The organism is Aequorivita antarctica (assembly GCF_007997155.1).
GTDB classification, from domain to species: domain Bacteria; phylum Bacteroidota; class Bacteroidia; order Flavobacteriales; family Flavobacteriaceae; genus Aequorivita; species Aequorivita antarctica.
This window is the reverse complement of the sequence record NZ_VORT01000007.1, coordinates 21,877-41,133: the sequence shown is the minus strand read 5'-3', so window position 1 is coordinate 41,133 and position 19,257 is coordinate 21,877. Positions and strand designations below refer to the sequence as shown.

At 37.5% G+C, this 19,257-nt stretch carries 14 protein-coding genes; 13 read left to right on the top strand and 1 reads right to left on the bottom strand.

Translation table 11 applies throughout. The annotated features are described in order from the left end of the window. Positions 1-55: 55 nt before the first annotated feature. The 4 genes from ESU54_RS10650 to ESU54_RS10635 all read left to right on the top strand — a co-directional run bounded on the left by ESU54_RS10650 (position 56) and on the right by ESU54_RS10635 (position 7,131). On the top strand, positions 56-3,073 hold the full coding sequence (locus ESU54_RS10650) for a tetratricopeptide repeat protein (protein WP_111844415.1): 3,018 nt from the start codon (positions 56-58) through the stop codon (positions 3,071-3,073). Between the two features lie 31 nt (positions 3,074-3,104). After that, positions 3,105-4,841, top strand: a complete 1,737-nt coding sequence (locus ESU54_RS10645; RefSeq protein WP_111844416.1) for a TonB-dependent receptor — start codon at positions 3,105-3,107, stop codon at positions 4,839-4,841. Positions 4,842-4,922: 81 nt separating this feature from the next. Further along, on the top strand, positions 4,923-6,560 hold the full coding sequence (locus tag ESU54_RS10640) for an amidohydrolase (RefSeq protein ID WP_111844417.1): 1,638 nt from the start codon (positions 4,923-4,925) through the stop codon (positions 6,558-6,560). A gap of 76 nt (positions 6,561-6,636) precedes the next feature. After that, positions 6,637-7,131 (top strand): YkgJ family cysteine cluster protein, encoded by a 495-nt coding sequence (locus ESU54_RS10635; protein ID WP_111844418.1) that lies wholly within the window; start codon positions 6,637-6,639, stop codon positions 7,129-7,131. A 69-nt stretch (positions 7,132-7,200) separates the two neighbouring features. Here ESU54_RS10635 and ESU54_RS10630 read toward each other — a convergent pair whose 3' ends face one another. Next, positions 7,201-8,523, bottom strand: a complete 1,323-nt coding sequence (locus ESU54_RS10630; protein WP_111844419.1) for an exo-beta-N-acetylmuramidase NamZ family protein — start codon at positions 8,521-8,523, stop codon at positions 7,201-7,203. A gap of 9 nt (positions 8,524-8,532) precedes the next feature. On the opposite strand from ESU54_RS10630, the gene ESU54_RS10625 reads away from it, so the two are divergent. From ESU54_RS10625 to ESU54_RS10585, 9 genes are all read left to right on the top strand, one after another. Further along, on the top strand, positions 8,533-9,768 hold the full coding sequence (locus ESU54_RS10625; RefSeq protein WP_111844420.1) for an ABC transporter permease: 1,236 nt from the start codon (positions 8,533-8,535) through the stop codon (positions 9,766-9,768). Between the two features lie 96 nt (positions 9,769-9,864). Next, positions 9,865-11,223, top strand: a complete 1,359-nt coding sequence (locus ESU54_RS10620; protein ID WP_111844460.1) for a pyridoxal-phosphate dependent enzyme — start codon at positions 9,865-9,867, stop codon at positions 11,221-11,223. 106 nt (positions 11,224-11,329) lie between these two features. Further along, entirely contained in the window at positions 11,330-11,677 is a 348-nt protein-coding gene (locus ESU54_RS10615; RefSeq protein ID WP_317046621.1) for a DUF202 domain-containing protein, read from the top strand. Positions 11,678-11,733: 56 nt separating this feature from the next. After that, entirely contained in the window at positions 11,734-13,026 is a 1,293-nt protein-coding gene (locus tag ESU54_RS10610; protein WP_111844422.1) for a DUF2851 family protein, read from the top strand. 69 nt (positions 13,027-13,095) lie between these two features. After that, on the top strand, positions 13,096-13,326 hold the full coding sequence (locus ESU54_RS10605) for a PspC domain-containing protein (RefSeq protein ID WP_111844423.1): 231 nt from the start codon (positions 13,096-13,098) through the stop codon (positions 13,324-13,326). Then, a complete protein-coding gene (locus ESU54_RS10600) occupies positions 13,323-14,330 on the top strand; it encodes a potassium channel family protein (protein WP_111844424.1) in 1,008 nt (335 codons plus the stop codon). The genes ESU54_RS10605 and ESU54_RS10600 overlap by 4 nt, the downstream gene beginning before the upstream one ends. A 101-nt stretch (positions 14,331-14,431) precedes the next feature. Beyond that, positions 14,432-16,093 carry an alanine/glycine:cation symporter family protein gene (locus tag ESU54_RS10595; protein WP_111844425.1) on the top strand — a complete coding sequence of 554 codons (1,662 nt, stop codon included), beginning with the start codon at positions 14,432-14,434 and terminating at the stop codon, positions 16,091-16,093. A 561-nt stretch (positions 16,094-16,654) separates the two neighbouring features. Continuing rightward, on the top strand, positions 16,655-18,352 hold the full coding sequence (locus ESU54_RS10590; RefSeq protein ID WP_111844426.1) for an alanine/glycine:cation symporter family protein: 1,698 nt from the start codon (positions 16,655-16,657) through the stop codon (positions 18,350-18,352). A gap of 12 nt (positions 18,353-18,364) precedes the next feature. Next, entirely contained in the window at positions 18,365-19,249 is an 885-nt protein-coding gene (locus tag ESU54_RS10585) for a ComEA family DNA-binding protein (protein WP_111844427.1), read from the top strand. Positions 19,250-19,257: the final 8 nt, after the last annotated feature.

Genomic DNA, 19,257 nt, shown 5'->3' with positions numbered 1-19,257 from the left:
TCGCCGAAAGCTACATTTAAAGTTAAATATCTTTACGCCACAAAAACTGTAAATAATGATAAAGAATTTTCTTGTCTTTTCGCTTTTTCTATTTCTTTCATTTTCATCGCTTTCGCAGCAAACCGCAGCATTTACCAATGACCTTGCTGAGTTCAATCAGGCATTAGAACTCTATAATAACGGACAATTTTTAGCTGCACAAAGCCTTTTCGACAAAATAAAAAGCAACACCAGTGACGAAACCGTGCAGAGCGATTGTGCTTACTACATTGCCAACGCCGCCGTGCGCTTGAACCAACAGGATGCCGACCAGTTGATGGAGGAATTTGTGGAGAAATACCCCACGAGTTTAAAACGAAATTCGGCATTTATAGACGTTGCCAATTTTTATTTCGAAAATGGAAAATATTCTCATGCCCAAAAGTGGTACGATAAAGTGGACGCCGGAAGTTTAAGTAGAAGCGAGCAGGAACGTTTCAACTTCAATAACGGTTACGCAAATTTCAAGGCGAAAAGGTATGACGACGCTAAAAGCTATTTCAATAAAGTTTCCACTTCACAGAAATACGGTTCACAGGCGAAATATTATTTGGGGTTTATAGCCTACGAAGGGGATGATTACGAAGAAGCAAACAAAAACTTTGAAGAAGTAAAAGGGGAGGAGCGCTATTCCGAAGATCTTAGTTACTACCAAGCCGATATGAATTTTAAGCTTGGCAATTTCGAAAAGGCTATCGATATGGGGAAGGAGCAGTTCAGCAAAAGTAATCCGCAGGAACAAAGTCAGCTTTCAAAAATTATCGGGGAAAGTTATTTCAACCTAGGTCAATATGCTGAAGCGATTCCATATTTAAAAGAATATAAAGGCACACGCGGCAAGTGGAACAATACAGATTATTACCAATTGGGCTATGCCTATTATAAAGAAGGGGATTATGAAAGTGCCATCGGCGAGTTCAACAAAATTGTGGATGGGAAGAATGCTGTTGCCCAAAATGCATACTATCACTTGGCGGAAAGTTATTTGAAACTCGATAAAAAACAGGAAGCGTTGAATGCTTTTAAAAATGCTTCGGAAATGGATTTCAGTGCCGAAATTCAGGAAGATGCTTATTTGAATTATGCAAAATTGAGCTATGAAATAGGGAACAGTTATAAAAGCACACCGCAGGTTTTGCTTTCGTTTATTGAGAAATACCCCAACAGCGCCAATAACGACGAGCTGAAAAAATTGTTGATTGATAGTTATATCACTTCAAAAAATTATAAGGAAGCATTAAATTTGTTGGAAAACAACAAAAATTTTGCAGACAAAGCGGCCTATCAAAAAGTAGCATTTTACTGGGGAATTGAACTTTACAACGAAGCAAATTACAACGAAGCCATTTTGTTTTTTGATAAAAGCATGAAAGAATCGCAAGACCCAAGTTTTGCAGCCCGCGCTACCTATTGGAAAGCGGAAAGCGATTACCAACTTTCAAATTTTGAAAAATCATTGGCTGGTTATAAAAAGTTTGCACAGATGCCTGGATCGCAAAACACTTCAGAAAATAAAAATTTGAAATACAATTTGGCTTACAACCAATTCAAGCTTAAAAATTATCCAGATGCGATTAGCAATTTCAAAAGTTATGTTGGCTCGTCTTCCGCTGAAACAGTCCGTAAAAAGGATGCTTATCTACGTTTGGGCGACAGTTATTTTGTAACAAGCCAATACTGGCCTGCGATGGAAAATTACAACGCTGCGAATGAATTGGGTGGCGATAATGATTATGCAGAATTTCAAAAAGCTATCAGCTATGGTTTTGTGGATAGAAGCGATAAAAAAATTGAGGAACTTATTTCTTTCGTTAAAAAATATCCAAAATCAGTTTACCGCGACGATGCATTGTATGAATTGGGAAATACCTACGTCGCGCAAAACAAAACGAATGAGGCAATTTCGGCTTATGATCAAATGGTCCGGGACATTCCAAACAGCAGTTTCGTTTCAAAAGCTTTGCTGAAAAAAGCATTGATTTATGAGAACACCGGAAAAAGTAACGAAGCACTGGCTATTTTCAAAAGAGTGGCGAAGGATTTTCCCTCAACGGCAGAAGCGTTACAAGCTGTTTCTTCGGCAAAAATTATTTATATAGATCAGGGAAATGTTGACGAATATGCGCGTTGGGTAAAAACCTTGGATTACGTGCAAGTGGGCGATACAGAACTAGACGATGCAGCTTATTTAGCAGCAGAGCAACCATATTTAGAAAATAAACAATCGCAGGCACAGGGCCGTTTTGAGGATTATTTGAAGCAATTTCCAAATGGACAGCATGCATTGAATGCACATTTCTATTTAGGGCAAATTTATTTCGCAGACACAAAGGCAGATCAAGCCATTCCGCATTTTGAATATGTTGTAAATCGCGAACGAAGTGAATTTACAGAACAAGCTTTGGCCCGCATTTCAGAATTGTATTTAGGTAAAAAAGATTACCAAAATGGGTTGAAATATTTAACGCGTTTGGAAGCCGAAGCAGATTTTCCACAGAATATCATCTTCGCGCAAACCAATAGTATGAAGGCTTCATATGAATTGAAACAATATGCCGAAGCAGTAAATTATGCCGAAAAAGTGCTTCAGAATTCAAAAATTGACAATTCAATAAAAAGCGACGCACAAGTAATAATCGCCCGTTCTGCGATGAAAACGAATAACGAAGCAAAAGCCAAAACAGCATATGCGGAAGTGCAGAAAATTGCAACCGGCCAACTTGCTGCCGAAGCGCTTTATTACGATGCTTACTTCAAAAATAAAGAAAGAAATTATGAAGGCTCAAATGCTTCCGTACAGAAATTGGCGAAGGATTATTCCGGTTATAAATTATACGGCGCCAAAGGTTTAGTACTAATGGCAAAGAATTTTTACGCATTGAAAGATGCATACCAAGCAACGTACATTTTGGAAAGTGTGACCAAAAACTTCACTGATTATCCAGATGTAGTTGAGGAAGCAAAAACAGAATTGGCCGTAATCAAAAATGCAGAAGCAAAAACCAATTCTTCCGTTGAAACAGGCGGAAACTAAGCAATTATTTTAAAACGATATTACTATAAATATGTCAAAGAAACGCATAGTATTATTTTCATTCGCAACAATTGTATTGTTCAATTTCTCGATGTTTTCGCAAGAAAAAGAACTCGACCCTGAGGTTGTAAATATAGTGAAACCATATACGCCCACAATTTCGGACGCCTTCAAAGTGAAGGAAACTCCTTCGTTGAACGATTCTATTTCCACTACAAAAAAGGAGGTGAAATACAGTATTTTCTCGGTTCCGGTAGCTTCAACTTTTACGCCAGCAAAAGGAAAGGCAGCTACGGTTGAAAAAGCAAAACCCATAAAATTGTATGATAACTACGCAACGCTTGGTTTCGGAAATTACACTTCCATTTTAGGCGAATTTTACAGCAATTTTGAAATCAGTCGTACCGATAACGCTGGATTTTTCTTTCGGCACAATTCTTCACAGGGCGATATAAAAGATGTTAAACTGGACAACAAATATTACGATACTAGCCTAGATGCGAATTACACAAGCAGACAAAAAGATGCAACTTACAGACTTGACGCAGGCGTGGAACACCAAATTTACAATTGGTACGGTTTGCCCGAAGATTACGTAACATATCCCGAAAACGTGATTGCGGATATTGATCCGTTGCAAATGTATTTCAGTGGTTATGCAGGTGGGAGCATTGCGTTGGACGATTCTTTTTTCGAAAGGGCTGCTGTGAATATTCGCTATTTGGGCGATGCGTTTTCTTCTTCGGAAATTAATGCCACGTTGAAGCCTGAGTTTTCCTTTCCATTGGAAAACTTAACTTTGAAAGTAGATGGCGATATTGATTATTTAAGCGGAAGTTTTGACAGAAATTACACGAACACTTCCGATATTAAATACAGTTATTTAAACGTGGGATTGGTGCCGTCCATTACTTTTGTAAATGACGATCTTAGCGTTTCATTGGGGGTTGCGGGCTATATAAGTTTGGATTCCGAAAATAGTGATACCGATTTTTCTTTATATCCGAGATTGAATGCTTCTTACCGGTTGCTGGATGAGACCGTGATTGTTTACGGAGGGGCAGAAGGCGGGCTTCAGCAGAATTCATATTATAATTTAAAGGAAGAAAACCCATTTGTTTCGCCTACTTTAAATATTGTTCCGACGAAAAAATTGTACGAAGGTTTCGGTGGAATTAAAGGGAAAATTTCAAATTCTGTAGCCTACAACGTGAGGGCTTCTTACGGAAAAGATGAAAATCGTTCTCTTTTTCAAATGAATCCCTTAAAGATTTACAACCCAAATTTTAAAGGATATGAATACGGAAATTCTTTCAACGTGGTTTATGACGATGTGAACACACTTGCTTTTTTCGCAGAATTAAAAGTGGAGGTTTCAGATAAATTTACTTTGGGGATCGACGCCAACTATTATAATTATAGCACAAATTTGCAAAATGAAGCGTGGAACTTGCCAGATTTAAAAGCTTCGGTATTTTCAAATTTCAACATTACCGAAAAATTGTATGGCGGTGCTTCTCTGTTTTATGTGGGAGAGCGGAAAGATTTAGTTTACAATAATGATCCTTTCGGAAATTCCATCAATCAAGAAATTACACTGGATGGCTATGTAGATGCCAACTTAAGCTTTGGTTACAGATTTACAGAGAGACTTTCAGTTTTTGTAAAAGGAAGCAACCTTTTTGGAGACAATTACGAAAAATGGATGAATTACCCCGTTCAGGGCATTCAAGGATTGGCTGGGGTTACCTATAAGTTTGATTGGTAGTTTCCTAAAAAAAATTATAATTTCTGAAAACATCCGTCTTTGTCGGATGTTTTCTATTTTTACACTTCAACAAAACCAATTATGAAAAAACTACTCTTCCTTTTATTAGCGCTATCGATTGCTTCCTGTGCCCCAGATAAACTTTCTGCAGATTTACTTATTAAAAATGCAACCATTTATACGGTTGATAATGATTTCAGCACTGCAAACGCCTTGGTGGTTAAAGACGGAAAGATCCTCGAAATAGGCTTAAAGCCTGAACTTGAACTGAAATACAATATCAAAGAAACTTACGATGCAAAAGGAAATACCATAGTTCCTGGTTTGATTGACGCCCATGCGCATTTATACGGCCTTGGATTAGCCTTGCAACAGGTAGATTTAGTAGGGACCACAAGTTTTGAAGAAGTTTTGGGACGTGTTGTAGCTTTTCAGGAAGAAAAAAATATGCCTTACATTATTGGTCGCGGTTGGGATCAAAACGATTGGGATGATAAAAATTTCCCCACTAAAAAGGAATTGGATTCTCTATTTCCCAATACACCAGTTTCGTTGCGCCGAATTGACGGTCACGCAATGTTAGTAAACTCAAAAGCATTGGAACTTGCTGGAATTACTTCAAAAACTAAAGTGGCTGGGGGTGAAATAGTTTTGGGAAATAACGAACCTACAGGAATAATTATTGATGCGCCAATGGGTTTAATAGGAAAAACCTTCCCAGAAATTACAGCAGAAGTTTCCGCAGAAGCGCTTTTGGAGGCGGAAAAAATTTGTCTTCAATATGGATTGACTACCGTTGACGATGCTGGTTTGGGCAGAAATATTATTGAGTTGATTGATTCTCTTCAAAAAGATGGAAAGTTTAAACTGAGAATGTACGCAATGGTTAGCAATAGTCCTGAAAATCGTGATTATTATCTTAATAATGGAACTTATAAAACTGATAGATTGAATGTGCGTTCCTTTAAAGTTTATGCAGACGGTGCGCTTGGCTCCAGAGGTGCGACAATGCGTGAGGCATACAGTGATATGCCAGGACATTTTGGAGCAATGATTACTACAGCCGATAGTTTGGATTATTTAGCTCAAAAATTTGCAGCTTCCGAGTTTCAAATGAACACACACGCCATTGGCGATTCTGCAAATATTGCAGTTTTACGGGCCTATAAAAAGGCTTTAGATGGTAAAACAGACAGACGTTGGAGAGTGGAGCACGCACAGATTATTTCTCCACAGGATTTTAATTATTTTGATGATAACAACAATATCCTTCCTTCGGTACAACCAACACATGCCACTAGCGATATGTATTGGGCTGAAGATAGAGTAGGAGCAGAACGGATGAAGGGTGCGTATGCTTTTAAAACTATGTTGGACAAGGCCGGTATCGTTGCCTTGGGAACCGATTTCCCCGTGGAACAAGTAAATCCGATGTACACTTTTTACGCCGCTGTTGCCAGAAAGGATTTAAAGAATTATCCTGAAAACGGTTTTCAAATGAAGGATGCTTTAACCCGCGAAGAAGCTTTAAAAGGAATGACAATTTGGGCTGCATTCGCCAATTTTGAAGAAAAGGAAAAGGGAAGCATCGAAGTAGGAAAGTTTGCTGATTTTACGGTTCTTGATAAAGATATTATGAAAGTTGATGAAAATGAACTTCCAAATATAAAGGTAATTGCAACTTTCATTAATGGCGAAATGGTTTACCAAGCCAAATAAATAAAACTCTGTGTCCTCTGTGCCTCTGTGGTGAAAAATTAACACAGAGGCACAGAGAGCACAGAGAAAAATTGATATGGAAAATATCCTAAAACAACTTCCACAAAAAGCAAAAGAAGCGGAACCCGAAAACAAAAAGTTCTTCTCGAAGCTGAAGAAAAAGCCGCCAAAACATCTCGACAGTTTGATGCAAGAACTGCACGAGGAAGAGTTCCAAAGGACAGATTGTTTGACTTGCGCGAATTGCTGTAAAACCACCGGCCCACTTGTTACCGATAAAGACATAGAGCGTATTTCAAAACATTTTCGGATGAAACCGCAACAATTCATCGAAACCTATCTGCGGATTGACGAAGATAAAGATTATGTGCTGCAAAGCGTGCCCTGTACTTTTTTGGGAGCAGATAATTATTGTAGCATTTATGAGGTACGCCCAAAAGCCTGCCGCGAATTTCCCCACACAGATAGAAAGAAATTTCAGCAGATTTCAAACCTTACAATGCAGAATGTTGCCATTTGTCCCGCCGCTTTTAATATTGTGGAAGAGATGAAACGACTTTTAAATAAGTAGACAGTCTCAGTCGCAGTTTTCAGTAATTAAAACTGCTTACTGCAACTGAAAACTGCGACTGCGACTTTTTCAAGGGTAAAGCAAATATTGCCCTCGAATAATTCGAAATTCCATAAGTCCTTTTTTCCAGGAATCTCGGATTTCTTCCGCAGATAACCCTTGCTCAATCTGTTTTTGCAACTTGTCCGTTCCGGCAAGTTTCACAAAAAAAGAATTGAAAAAATCCTTCTTTTTTCCGTTGGCGTTGTACGCATCAATCAACCATTCCAAATTGATTTTACTTAATCGCGGTTCTTTCCGAAGATCTTTACCGTGGCATACCTGCCCTTTGAATTTTGGGCTTTTTGCACCTTCGTTGGATTGAGGCGTATATTCAAAAGTATATTTTGAAGCAGGTAAGCTAGGCGCGCCAAAAACCTGAAACTGCATATCCGTGCCGCGGCCGGCACTTATAAATGTTCCTTCAAAAAAGCAAAGGCTAGGATACAAATTTATAGCTTGATCGTTCGGCAGATTGGGTGATGGTTTTATGGGAAGTGAGTACTCTTTTTGATGATTGTAGTTTTTCATTTTAATAACAGTCAGCTCACATTTCACTTTATTCTTCAACCAACCTTCACCATTGAGCATTTGTGCATATTCCCCGATCGTCATTCCATGAACAACAGGCACAGGGTTCATTCCAACAAAACTTTGGTTTTCGGGTTCCATAATTGGACCATCAACGTAATGTCCGTTTGGGTTTGGTCTGTCCAAAACAATTACAGGAATTCCCGCTTCGGCACAGGCTTCCATTACATAATGAAGTGTGGCAATATAGGTGTAAAATCGAGCGCCCACATCTTGTAAATCAAAAACCATTACCTCAATATTGGACACGCCTTTATTAATATCCTCTTCTATTTTTTTAGCACCAGCCAATTGTTCCAGCTTCGGTTTTTTATTGTCGCCATAAAGCGATATAAGCGGAACACCAGTTTTAGTGTCAATACCGTCTTTAACGTGTTCGCCAGCATCTGCCTTGCCTCTGAATCCGTGTTCTGGTGAGAAAACTACTTTTACCGAAATATTTTTTGAAATTAAAAAATCGACCAAATGTTGCTTTTCATTTTCTAAAAAAGAAGTCTGATTGGCAACAACGCCTACATTTTTACCTTTTAGCAGTTCAGAATATAGTTGAAATTGCTCCGCACCAACAATGATTTCTTGGTCACTGAGCATATCGGCTTCGCTCAATGTAAACTCCGCCGAAGTGTCTTCTTGAGTCTTGGCTCTTGCTTCTTGATTCTCTTTTCTCTTTCCTCTTTCTTCTTTCTTCTCTGTAGAACTTCCGCAGGAAAAAATAGTCAAAACAACCAATAAAACTGTATTTTTGAAAAAAGATAAAGCCATATAACTTCAGTGAATTTCGAATTTTTCATCGCCCGGCGCATCATTGCTTCCAAGGACTATAAAAGTAGTATTTCGGCACCGATAATAAAAATTGCAATCACTGCAATCGCGCTCGGTATTATTATGATGCTTATCTCCATCGCCACAGGCGTGGGACTTCAAAAAAAGATACGGGAAAAGGTTTCTGCTTTCAATGGAGACATCATTATCACGAATTTCGACACCAATTTTTCCAACGACTCACAAAACCCGATTTCAAAAAATCAGGATTTTTATCCAGAATTCAAGAATATTGACGGCATTAAACACGTGCAGGTTACCGCTTCCAAAGGTGGCGTTATCCGCACGGAAACAGATTTTGAAGGCGTTGTAGTAAAAGGAGTGGACGCAGATTACGATTGGGAATATTTCAAAGATTATTTAACGGAAGGAAAACTACCCGATTTTAAAGGAGATTTGAATGAAGATATCCTGATTTCAGAATATTTGGCGAATAGGCTGCATTTGAAACTCGGTGATAAAGTGACTACTTTCTTTCTTAATGATGAAGTTTCCAAAACGCCACGCAGCCGTGGTTTTGATATTGTTGGTATTTACAATAGCGGCTTTCAGCAGTTTGACGAACAATTTATAATTACTGATATTCGCCACATTCAGCGCTTGAACAAATGGGAAGACGATCAAATTGGCGCTTTCGAGGTTTTTGTAAACGATTTTGATCAAATAATCCCGATTGGAAACGAAGTTTACAAAGAAACGAGCAGCACGCTGGACACGCAAACCATTCGCCAAAAATACGCCTCTATTTTTGAGTGGCTGGACCTTTTCGACTTCAATATCATTATGATTATTGGGATTATGATATTGGTGGCAGGTATTAATATGATTACAGCACTCCTAGTACTTATTTTGGAGCGCACTCAAATGATAGGAATTTTGAAAGCGCTTGGCAGTAGTAATTGGAGCGTGCGGAAAGTATTTCTTTACAATGCAATGTATTTGATTGGGGTAGGTCTTTTTTGGGGAAATGTTATTGGGATTGGACTACTTTTGGTTCAGAAATACGGTAAAGTTTTCAAACTTAATCCAGATACATACTACGTAAACGAAGCCCCTGTTTATTTGCATTGGGATTATATTTTAATATTGAATGCAGGCACTTTTCTACTTTGCCTTTTAATGCTTTTGATTCCCTCCTTTATTATTTCGAAAATTTCTCCGGTGAAGGCCATAAGGTTTGAGTAGACTCTTCAATCCAGTCTTTGCTTTTCATCAATAAATTGTACCTTTGTCCACAAACCCCGAAGCTTTATGCTTAGGGGTTCACTTCTAAAAAAAACTATGGAATACGCAGAAAATATATTGGGAACCATCGGAAACACGCCTATGGTGAAAATCAACAAAATAATTGGGGACATCCCTGCTTTGGTTCTCGCCAAATATGAAACTTTTAATCCCGGTAATTCGGTTAAAGATAGAATGGCTTTAACAATGATTGAAGACGCTGAGGCAGATGGTAGCTTAAAACCTGGCGGAACAATCATAGAAGGTACTTCCGGTAATACAGGAATGGGTTTAGCGCTTGCTGCAATTGTAAAAGGTTACAAAATGATTTGCGTAATCAGCGATAAACAGAGCAAGGAAAAAATTGACATACTTAAAGCTGTGGGAAGTAAAGTTATAGTTTGCCCAACCAATGTTGCACCCGAAGATCCACGTAGTTATTATTCCACCAGCAAAAGGCTAGCTGAGGAAACACCGAATAGTTGGTATGTAAACCAATATGACAATCCAAGTAACACAAAAGCACACTACGAAAGTACCGGCCCAGAAATCTGGAAGCAAACCGATGGAAAAGTTACTCATTTTGTAGTAGGTGTTGGTACTGGCGGAACAATTAGCGGTGTTGGAAAATATTTAAAAGAACAAAATCCGAATGTAAAAGTTTGGGGAATTGATACCTACGGAAGTGTTTTCAAAAAATATCACGAAACGGGAATTTTTGACGAAAACGAAATCTACCCTTATATAACCGAAGGAATTGGCGAGGATATTCTTCCGAAAAATGTTGACTTCAGTGTAATTGACGGTTTCACGAAAGTAACCGATAAAGATGCCGCAATCTACACGCAGAAACTTGCAAAAATGGAAGGTTTCTTTTTGGGGAATTCAGCTGGAGCTGCAATTAAGGGGCTACTTCAACTGAAGGATAAATTCACCAAAGATGATGTAGTAGTGGTTCTTTTCCACGATCACGGCAGTCGTTATGTGGGAAAAATGTACAATGACGAGTGGATGCGCGAGCGCGGTTTTGTAGAAGACGAAGCCAAAAATGCTTCCGATTTGATAAAGGAACACGAAGACAAACCATTGATTACTGTTAAAACGGAGGAACTTGTAGGCCACGCTATTGAGCGAATGAAGAAATACAATATTTCACAGATTCCTGTGGAAGATACTACTGGTTTTGTGGGGGCTTTAGACGAGACTGATTTACTTCGAAAATATCTGGAAAACAAAAATGTAGCAGACCTTCCTATAAAAGAAGTGATGCACAAACCCTTTCCAATAGTAAAGAAAAGCACCCCAATCGAAGAAATTTCAAAATTGATTCACAAAGAAAACAATGCTGTTTTGGTAGATTTGGGAAATGGCAATTATAACATAATTACAAAACACGATATTATTCGGGCATTGTAGTTTTTTTTGATATTTTAAATTAAATCCCGCTTCCCTATAAATGGAGCGGGATTTTTGTTATTTTTAGGCTACTATGAAAAATGAAGCTAAAAAATTATTTCGATTTTTGCGTACTAAACCCGTGCCAGCAAACACCAATGAAATATTGGCTTTGGAGCGCACCAAATTGGCCAACGAACGCACACTGCTCTCATACATCCGTTCCTCACTTTACCTGTTGATAGGTGGTATTGGGATTTTGCAATTGAAAGATTTTGAAAATATAAAATGGTTGGGCTATGTGGCGCTCGCTGTTTGTGTAATTTTTTTGGCAGTAGGCATTTTTAGATACGTGTTGCTTTCGCGAAGACTTTATAAATGGAACCGTATTCTTTATGTAGATACTATTTCAGAAAAAGTTCATAAACAGGCTGATACGCAAGAGAAATCGCAAAAGCAAGAAGTCGAGGCATAGTATTTTTTGCTATATTTACATTACATTTTTAAGACTCCCCTTAAATTTTATTTCTAATGAAAGAAGATTTTCTGCACTACGTGTGGAAATTTCAGAAGTTTGATGTGGGTAGTTTTTACACTTCGAATAATGAAAATCTCCACATAAAGAACCAAGGGAGCCATAACTTAAACTCAGGGCCAGATTTTTTTAATGCTCAAATTGAGCTGGACAACCAGCTTTGGGCTGGTAATGTTGAAATCCACATTAAATCTTCAGATTGGTACACACATGGCCATGAAGCCGATGCTGCTTATGATAATGTGATACTGCACGTTGTTTGGGAGCATGATGCTGAAATTTATAGAAAGGACGGCTCGGTGATTCCCACATTTGCTGTGAAAAAGCACATTCCAAAACCTACTTTGGAGCAATATCAAAAGCTGTTTTCAAAAGAAAAAAAATGGATCAACTGTGAAAATGATTTTGACGCTGTCAGTGGTTTTACTATTGAAAATTGGCTGGAAAGGCTTTATTTTGAAAGGCTTCAGAAGAAAGAAAAAATACTTCTCAAAGAATTAAAAGATACCCAAAACCATTGGGAAAGTTTACTGTTTAGAATGCTTTGTAAAAATTTTGGGTTGAAAGTGAACGGCGATTCCTTTTTCAGTATTGCAAAATCAATTGATTTTTCCGTAGTAAAAAAATGCAGTCAGGAGCGGCAGGATTTGGAAGCCCTTTTGATGGGACAAGCAGGATTATTGGAGGGAGAAACAGAAGATTGGTATTTCAAAACGTTGAAAACCAATTATGGATATTTAAAACATAAATTTCAATTGAAAAACGAAGATGTAATTTCTCCTAAGTTTTTTAGACTCCGTCCGCCAAATTTCCCAACAGTGCGTTTGGCACAGTTTACTATGCTTTATTTTGAGCAAGAAAACTTGTTTTCTAAAGTAATTGCTGCCCAAGATGCGAATGAGCTTTATGAGCTTTTCAGAGTAAACGGAAGTGAGTATTGGGATACCCATTATAACTTTGGAATTGGTTCGTTGGAACGAAAGAAGCGCATTACCAAAAGCTTTGTGGACCTTTTGATAATCAATACAATTATTCCCCTAAAATTTTGCTATGCAGTACAGCAGGGCAGAGACATTTCTGAAGAAATACTGAAACTTGCTTCTGATATTTCTTCCGAAGAAAACACGATTGTGAAGAAATTCAATTCATATAGAGAAATTTCAAAAAGTGCATATCAAAGTCAAGCATTACTTCAACTAAAAAATGAGTACTGCGACACAAACAGCTGTTTGCATTGCGCAATCGGTAATTCAATAATTAGTTCCGAAATGAAAAGATCAAAGAACTAACAAATCCAAGGCTGTTCTTTTCTTTTCCTAGGTATACAGATTTAGACCAAAAAAATGTAATTTGCGGGTATGTTGCAAGCTATATATTCATTGCGCCATTATTTTGAAAAACGTGGCTTTTATGTTTCTTCTCGTTTCGCAGACAGGTTGGGTATGCGTGCTAAAAGCGTTCGGTTATTTTTCATTTATGTTTCCTTTGCCACCTTTGGCGTAGGCTTTGCACTCTATCTTACCATGGCTTTTTTACTGAAGTTGAAAGACCTTGTAAATACCAAACGAACCTCTGTTTTTGATTTATGAAGCAACTCTTAAGTTCCAAAATAACGGTTGCAATTCTGCTCTTGCTCTTGGTGTTTACAACGGGGGTGGTTGGCTTTCACTTTTTTTCTGACTACAGTTGGATAGATGCTTTTTATATGACGGTGATTACAGTTACAACCGTTGGTTATGGTGAGGTAATGCCATTGAGCCCACAAGAAAAAATTTTTGTCTCGCTTCTCATCATTTCCAGTATCTTTATTGTTGGTTATGCCATTTCGGTAATTACAGAATATATTTTAAGTAAAAACACAGGTATTTTAAGACAGAAAAAAGTGCAGAAAAAATTAGAATCCATGCATAATCACATTATAGTTTGCGGTTATGGCAGAAACGGAAAACAAGCAGCTCAAAAATTATTGGCATACAAGAAGCCATTTGTAATAATAGAAAGAGACGAAGAAGTGATAGATCGTTTCTCTGATGAAAATATGTTATTCATTATGGGCGACGCCATTGAAGATGAAACTTTGATGAAGGCGGGTATAGAAAGAGCTTCAACACTAATTTGTGCTACCCCAAATGATGCAGACAACCTGTTCATTGTACTTTCTGCCAGACAAATGAATAAAAAACTTAAAATAATAAGCCGTGCCAGTGAGGAAACCAGTTACAAAAAACTGAAACTTGCTGGAGCCGATAACGTAATTATGCCTGATAAAATTGGCGGCGACCACATGGCTTCATTGGTAGTTGTTCCAGATCTCGTGGAGTTTTTAGACAATTTGACCGTTTCAGGACAGCAGGACAGTATTAATGTAGAGCAGATACCTTTTGAGAAAATGTGTCCGCATGGGAAGGAACAAGCCATAAAAGATTTGGATGTACGAAAAAAAACAGGCTGCTCCATCATTGGCTACCGAACCCCAACGGGTGAATATATTGTTAACCCCGAACCTTCGCTCATTCTTCAAAAAAACTCTAAATTGATATTGATTGGACGCCCTGATCAGATAGAAAACCTTAAAAAAGAATTCGGAGTTTAAGAATACGTTAACAAATTTCTTCTCAATCTTTTGAAATTGTGATTTTTTTTAAGCATATTGTTCGTTTTGTTTAATAAAACGTTTCATCTTAAAAATTCACTATGAAGAAATATCTTCTTTCGCTATTTACATTTTTTATACCATTTATCAATTTCGCCCAAGAACAAAAAAGTTTTGGCGAAAAAATCGATGGTGTATTTGCCGAATATACAACGCCAATCGTAGATTTAATTTTTTATCCCGTAACAATAGCGGGAAAAGAAATGCCTATTGTAATTATTCTTTTATTGTTGGGAGCACTCTTTTTCACACTATACTTCAATGGGGTTAACTTTAGATACATAAAAATATGTATAAAAACAGCCGCAGGAAAATATGACGAATTGGATCATCACGTTCCTGCTGATCAGGATATTGAGATAAAGGATGGTGAAATTCACGATACTGTTCATTTAACAGGTGAAGTTCCCGGGGAGGTTACACACTTTCAAGCACTAACGGCTTCCTTGTCCGCCACTGTAGGATTAGGAAATATTGCAGGCGTTGCGGTTGCCATAGCTATTGGCGGTCCAGGAGCAACAATATGGATGATTGTAGCTGGACTATTAGGAATGGCTTCAAAATTTGTAGAATGTACTTTGGGTGTAAAATATAGAGAAGTAGACGGAGACGGGAAAACCTATGGTGGGCCTATGTATTACCTTTCAAGTGGCCTTAAAGAAATGGGAATGGCTGGTTTTGGGAAAGTATTGGCCATCTTTTTTGCCGTTATGTGCATTGGAGGGTCCTTTGGAGGAGGCAACATGTTTCAATCCAATCAAGCCGCAGCACAGTTGACCCAATTAATGGACTGGGATGGCCCAAACGCTGGCCTTTATGTAGGTTTGGTTATGGCCGTTATTGTTGGCTTGGTCATTATAGGTGGAATTAAAAGAATAGGGTCAGTAACTGAAAAAGTAGTTCCTTTTATGGCTATTATTTATGTGGGAGCTGGTTTAGTGATTATAGGAATAAATTATGATATGATTCCTTATGCTGCCAATCAAATATGGGATGGAGCAATAAACCCCAACGCTGCTTTTGGTGGTGTAATGGGAGTATTGATAGTAGGGTTTCAACGTGCGGCACTTTCCAATGAAGCTGGGGTAGGTTCTGCTGCCATTGCTCACTCTGCAGTAAAAACCCGTTATCCAGCCAGTGAGGGACTAACTGCTTTACTTGGGCCTTTTGTTGATACGGTTATTATATGTACAATGACCGCTATTGTGATTGTAATTAGCAATGCCAAACACAACTTATTTACATATGGAAATCTTGATTCTGCAAGTAATGTAATGCTTAATGCGACCAATCAGCCAATTAATGGGGTTGATTTAACCTCGGTAGCTTTTGATTCTGCAATTCCACATTTTTCAGTTGTACTAACTATTGCCGTTATTCTTTTTGCCATTTCTACAATGATTTCTTGGTCTTATTATGGGCTACAATCTTGGAAGTTTCTGTTTGGTAAAGGAAAGGTTTCTGATACAACATATAAGGTGTTGTTTTTAATATTTTTGGTTGTTGGCGCCTCTTCAAGTTTGGGAGCTGTAATCGGTTTTTCCGATGCAATGATTTTTGCGATGGTATTCCCGAACATTATAGGTTTAGTATTGCTTTCGCCTAAAGTGAAAAAGGAATTGAGAAAATACCTAAATGCTATTAAAATAGATAAAATGGATGCTACTATCCATAAAGAGAGTAAAGAAGAGAGAGAAGTTTAAAAATATTTTATAAATATAAAATCCCACTTCACGTTCAGCAAAAAACGAAGTGGGATTTTCTTTTTGTTGTTGCTCATCGTTTTATTCCTGTGTGTATATTGAATTTTATTTTTCCAAGGAAGAGGCATTTGATGTTTTATTTTGTGGAAATTATTCACTTAAAAAGGAACTAGATTCCTTTCGTTTTGGTGTAATTGAAAACAAAAAAATAAAAAATATTCCTTTTAGCTAATTTCCATTCAGATTATAGAGGTTCCATTTTGGGAATGGCCACTAAAGAAATTGACAGTTTGTTGAATATAGAAAGGAAGACAAATAGGTTAATTCTTAAGCAGATTTTGCAAGAATTACAGGTGTTTCAGATTTTTTGTTTACTGAATTGAGCTTGTATTTTATATTCCCAGATTGGACGGTAGCCCCTAGTAAATGGAAAGTTTTAAAAAAGGGTTTAGGGTTTAAGAAAGCCTTAACAAATTTATATACATTTTTTTGAAAATGTAGTTTTTTTTAAGCATCTTGCTTCGCTTTATTTAGGAAAGCGTTTCATCTTAAAAATCTACCATGAAGAAATCCCTTCTTTCGCTAATCACATTTTTAATTCCATTATTAAATTTTGCTCAAGAAACGCCTCCAGAAATGGGGATTGATGAACAAATTAATCAGGCTTTTCTACCTGTATCTAATTTTTTCTCGAATGTAATTTTCTTTCAAATAGGTGGAGTTCCGTTTGTTCTTATTTTACTAGTTTTCAGTGCCACATTTTTTACATTGTACTTTGGGTTTCCTAATTTCAGATACTTTTGGCGGGCAATACAAACTGTTCGAGGCAAATATGAGGATATAGAAAATCACGGGGCTAAAATTTTATACGGAGAAGGTGGCATTGCTCAAGGTGTTGACATGAATAAGGTTGACGATTTTGCGGCACACGTTGAGGCACTTGACGATGATTTGGCCATTGATGGTGATATTGTAGATACAATACGTGACGAAAGTTCTGCTGGAGAAGTTAGTCATTTTCAAGCCCTAGCCACTGCAGTTTCGGGAACCGTAGGTAATGGAAATATAGCTGGGGTTGCTTTGGCAATTGCACTTGGTGGGCCGGGAGCTACTTTTTGGATGGTAGTCTGTGGACTCTTGGGAATGTCTACAAAGTTTGTGGAATGTACGCTGGGTGTTCAATATAGAGATGTTGGTCCAGATGGTACTGTATATGGAGGTCCAATGTATTATTTGAGCAAAGGACTCAAGGAAAAAGGCTTTGCAACACTAGGCAAAATAGCAGCTGTGCTATTTGCTATTTTTTGTATTGGTGGTTCTTTTGGTGGGGGTAATGCTGCACAATCCAATCAAGCAACCATTGTATTGAAAGATTTGTTCAACCTTCAAAGTACAGCTGCTGGTTTTTGGATTGGCGTATTGCTTGCTATATTAGTTGGTATTATTATAATTGGAGGTATAAAAAGAATTGCCCAAGTAACTGAAAAGGTAGTTCCATTTATGGCGATTTTTTATGTAATTGCTTGTTTGTATATAATTTTAAGTAATTATACATTAATTGACGATGCTGTAAGCCTAATTATTTCTGAAGCATTTAAACCAACTGCAATTGGTGTTGGTTCTTTAATTGGAGTATTATTGGTTGGTTTTAAAAGGGCGGCCTTTTCCAATGAAGCTGGTGCTGGTTCAGCATCAATTGCTCACTCTGCAGTACGTACAAAATATTCCGCAAGTGAAGGTTTGGTGGCGCTATTAGAGCCTTTTATAGATACAGTAATTATATGTACTATGACTGCTTTGGTAATTATAATCTTTAATATGGGAGGTTATTTTGAATATGGAGACGTAACTGGTCACGGTGTTGCAATTATTGACGGTGTATCTTATGAAGGCTCTGGAATTACCGCTCAGGCATTTCACGCATTTATCCCGTATTCCAATATTTTCTTGACTATTGCTGTATTCCTTTTTGCTGTATCAACAATGATATCTTGGTCATATTATGGGCTTCAATCTTGGAAATATCTTTTCGGAAGAGGAAAAACCATGGATTTAGTTTATAAAGTTCTTTTTTGTATCTTTATTATCATTGGTGCCGCAGCAAATATGAAATCTATTTGGGATTTTTCAGACGCAATGATATTTGCGATGATTTTTCCAAATATGATTGGACTTTTCTTCCTTTTCCCAGTTGTTAAAAAACAATTAAGAAGATATTTAGATGCAATAAAGATGAAGAGAGAGGCCATATCAGATTAAACTTTTTGTCAAATGAATATAAAATCCCACTTCACGTTCAACAAGCAACAACGAAGTGGGATTTTCCTTTTGTTGCTACTCATCGTTTCTTTGTTGTGTGTATATTGGTTTGTGGATTTTTCAGAAGAAGATACCTTCGATACTTCCTCCCTAGAAATTGTTTCAATGCAAAAAGAGCTGGATTCGCTTCGCCTTGTTGAAATGGAAAACAGGAAGCCTAAAAAATATCCTTTTAACCCCAATTTTATTACAGATTATAAAGGTTATACCCACGGAATGTCAAACGAAGAAATTGACCGTTTACTTAAATACCGAAAAGAAGGGAAATGGATTAATTCTGCAGCTGACTTTAAAAAAGTAACGGGCGTTTCAGATTCTCTATTGAATGAATTGAGTCCGTTTTTTAAATTTCCTGATTGGGTAGCTAATCCAAAACCGAAAAATAATTTCAAAGATTATAAAAGCGAAAAAGGCTTTTCAGAAAAAACTTTCTCCCAAAAAATTGATCTCAATAAAGCAACCGAAGAACAATTGCAACAAGTGAGCGGCATTGGCGAAGCGCTCAGTAAACGGATTGTTGCCTATCGGGAAAAACTAGGTGGTTTCTCAGATGATATTCAATTATATAGTGTTTACGGGCTAGATGCTTCAGTAGTGCAGCGAACCCTAAATCTTTTTACCGTAAAAACCTCGAAGCATATTTCAAAGATAAATGTAAACATCGCCTCAGCCTCCGATATTTCAACCATTCCCAGCATTTCTTTTGAAATGGCAAAGAAAATTTGGGAATACCGAAGACTCCGTGAAAAAATAAATAGTATTCAAGAGTTGGAAAAAATTGAAGGAATGACGGAAAGAAAGTTACAGCTAATTCAGTTATATTTGTCCGTTGAGTAAATTTAAAA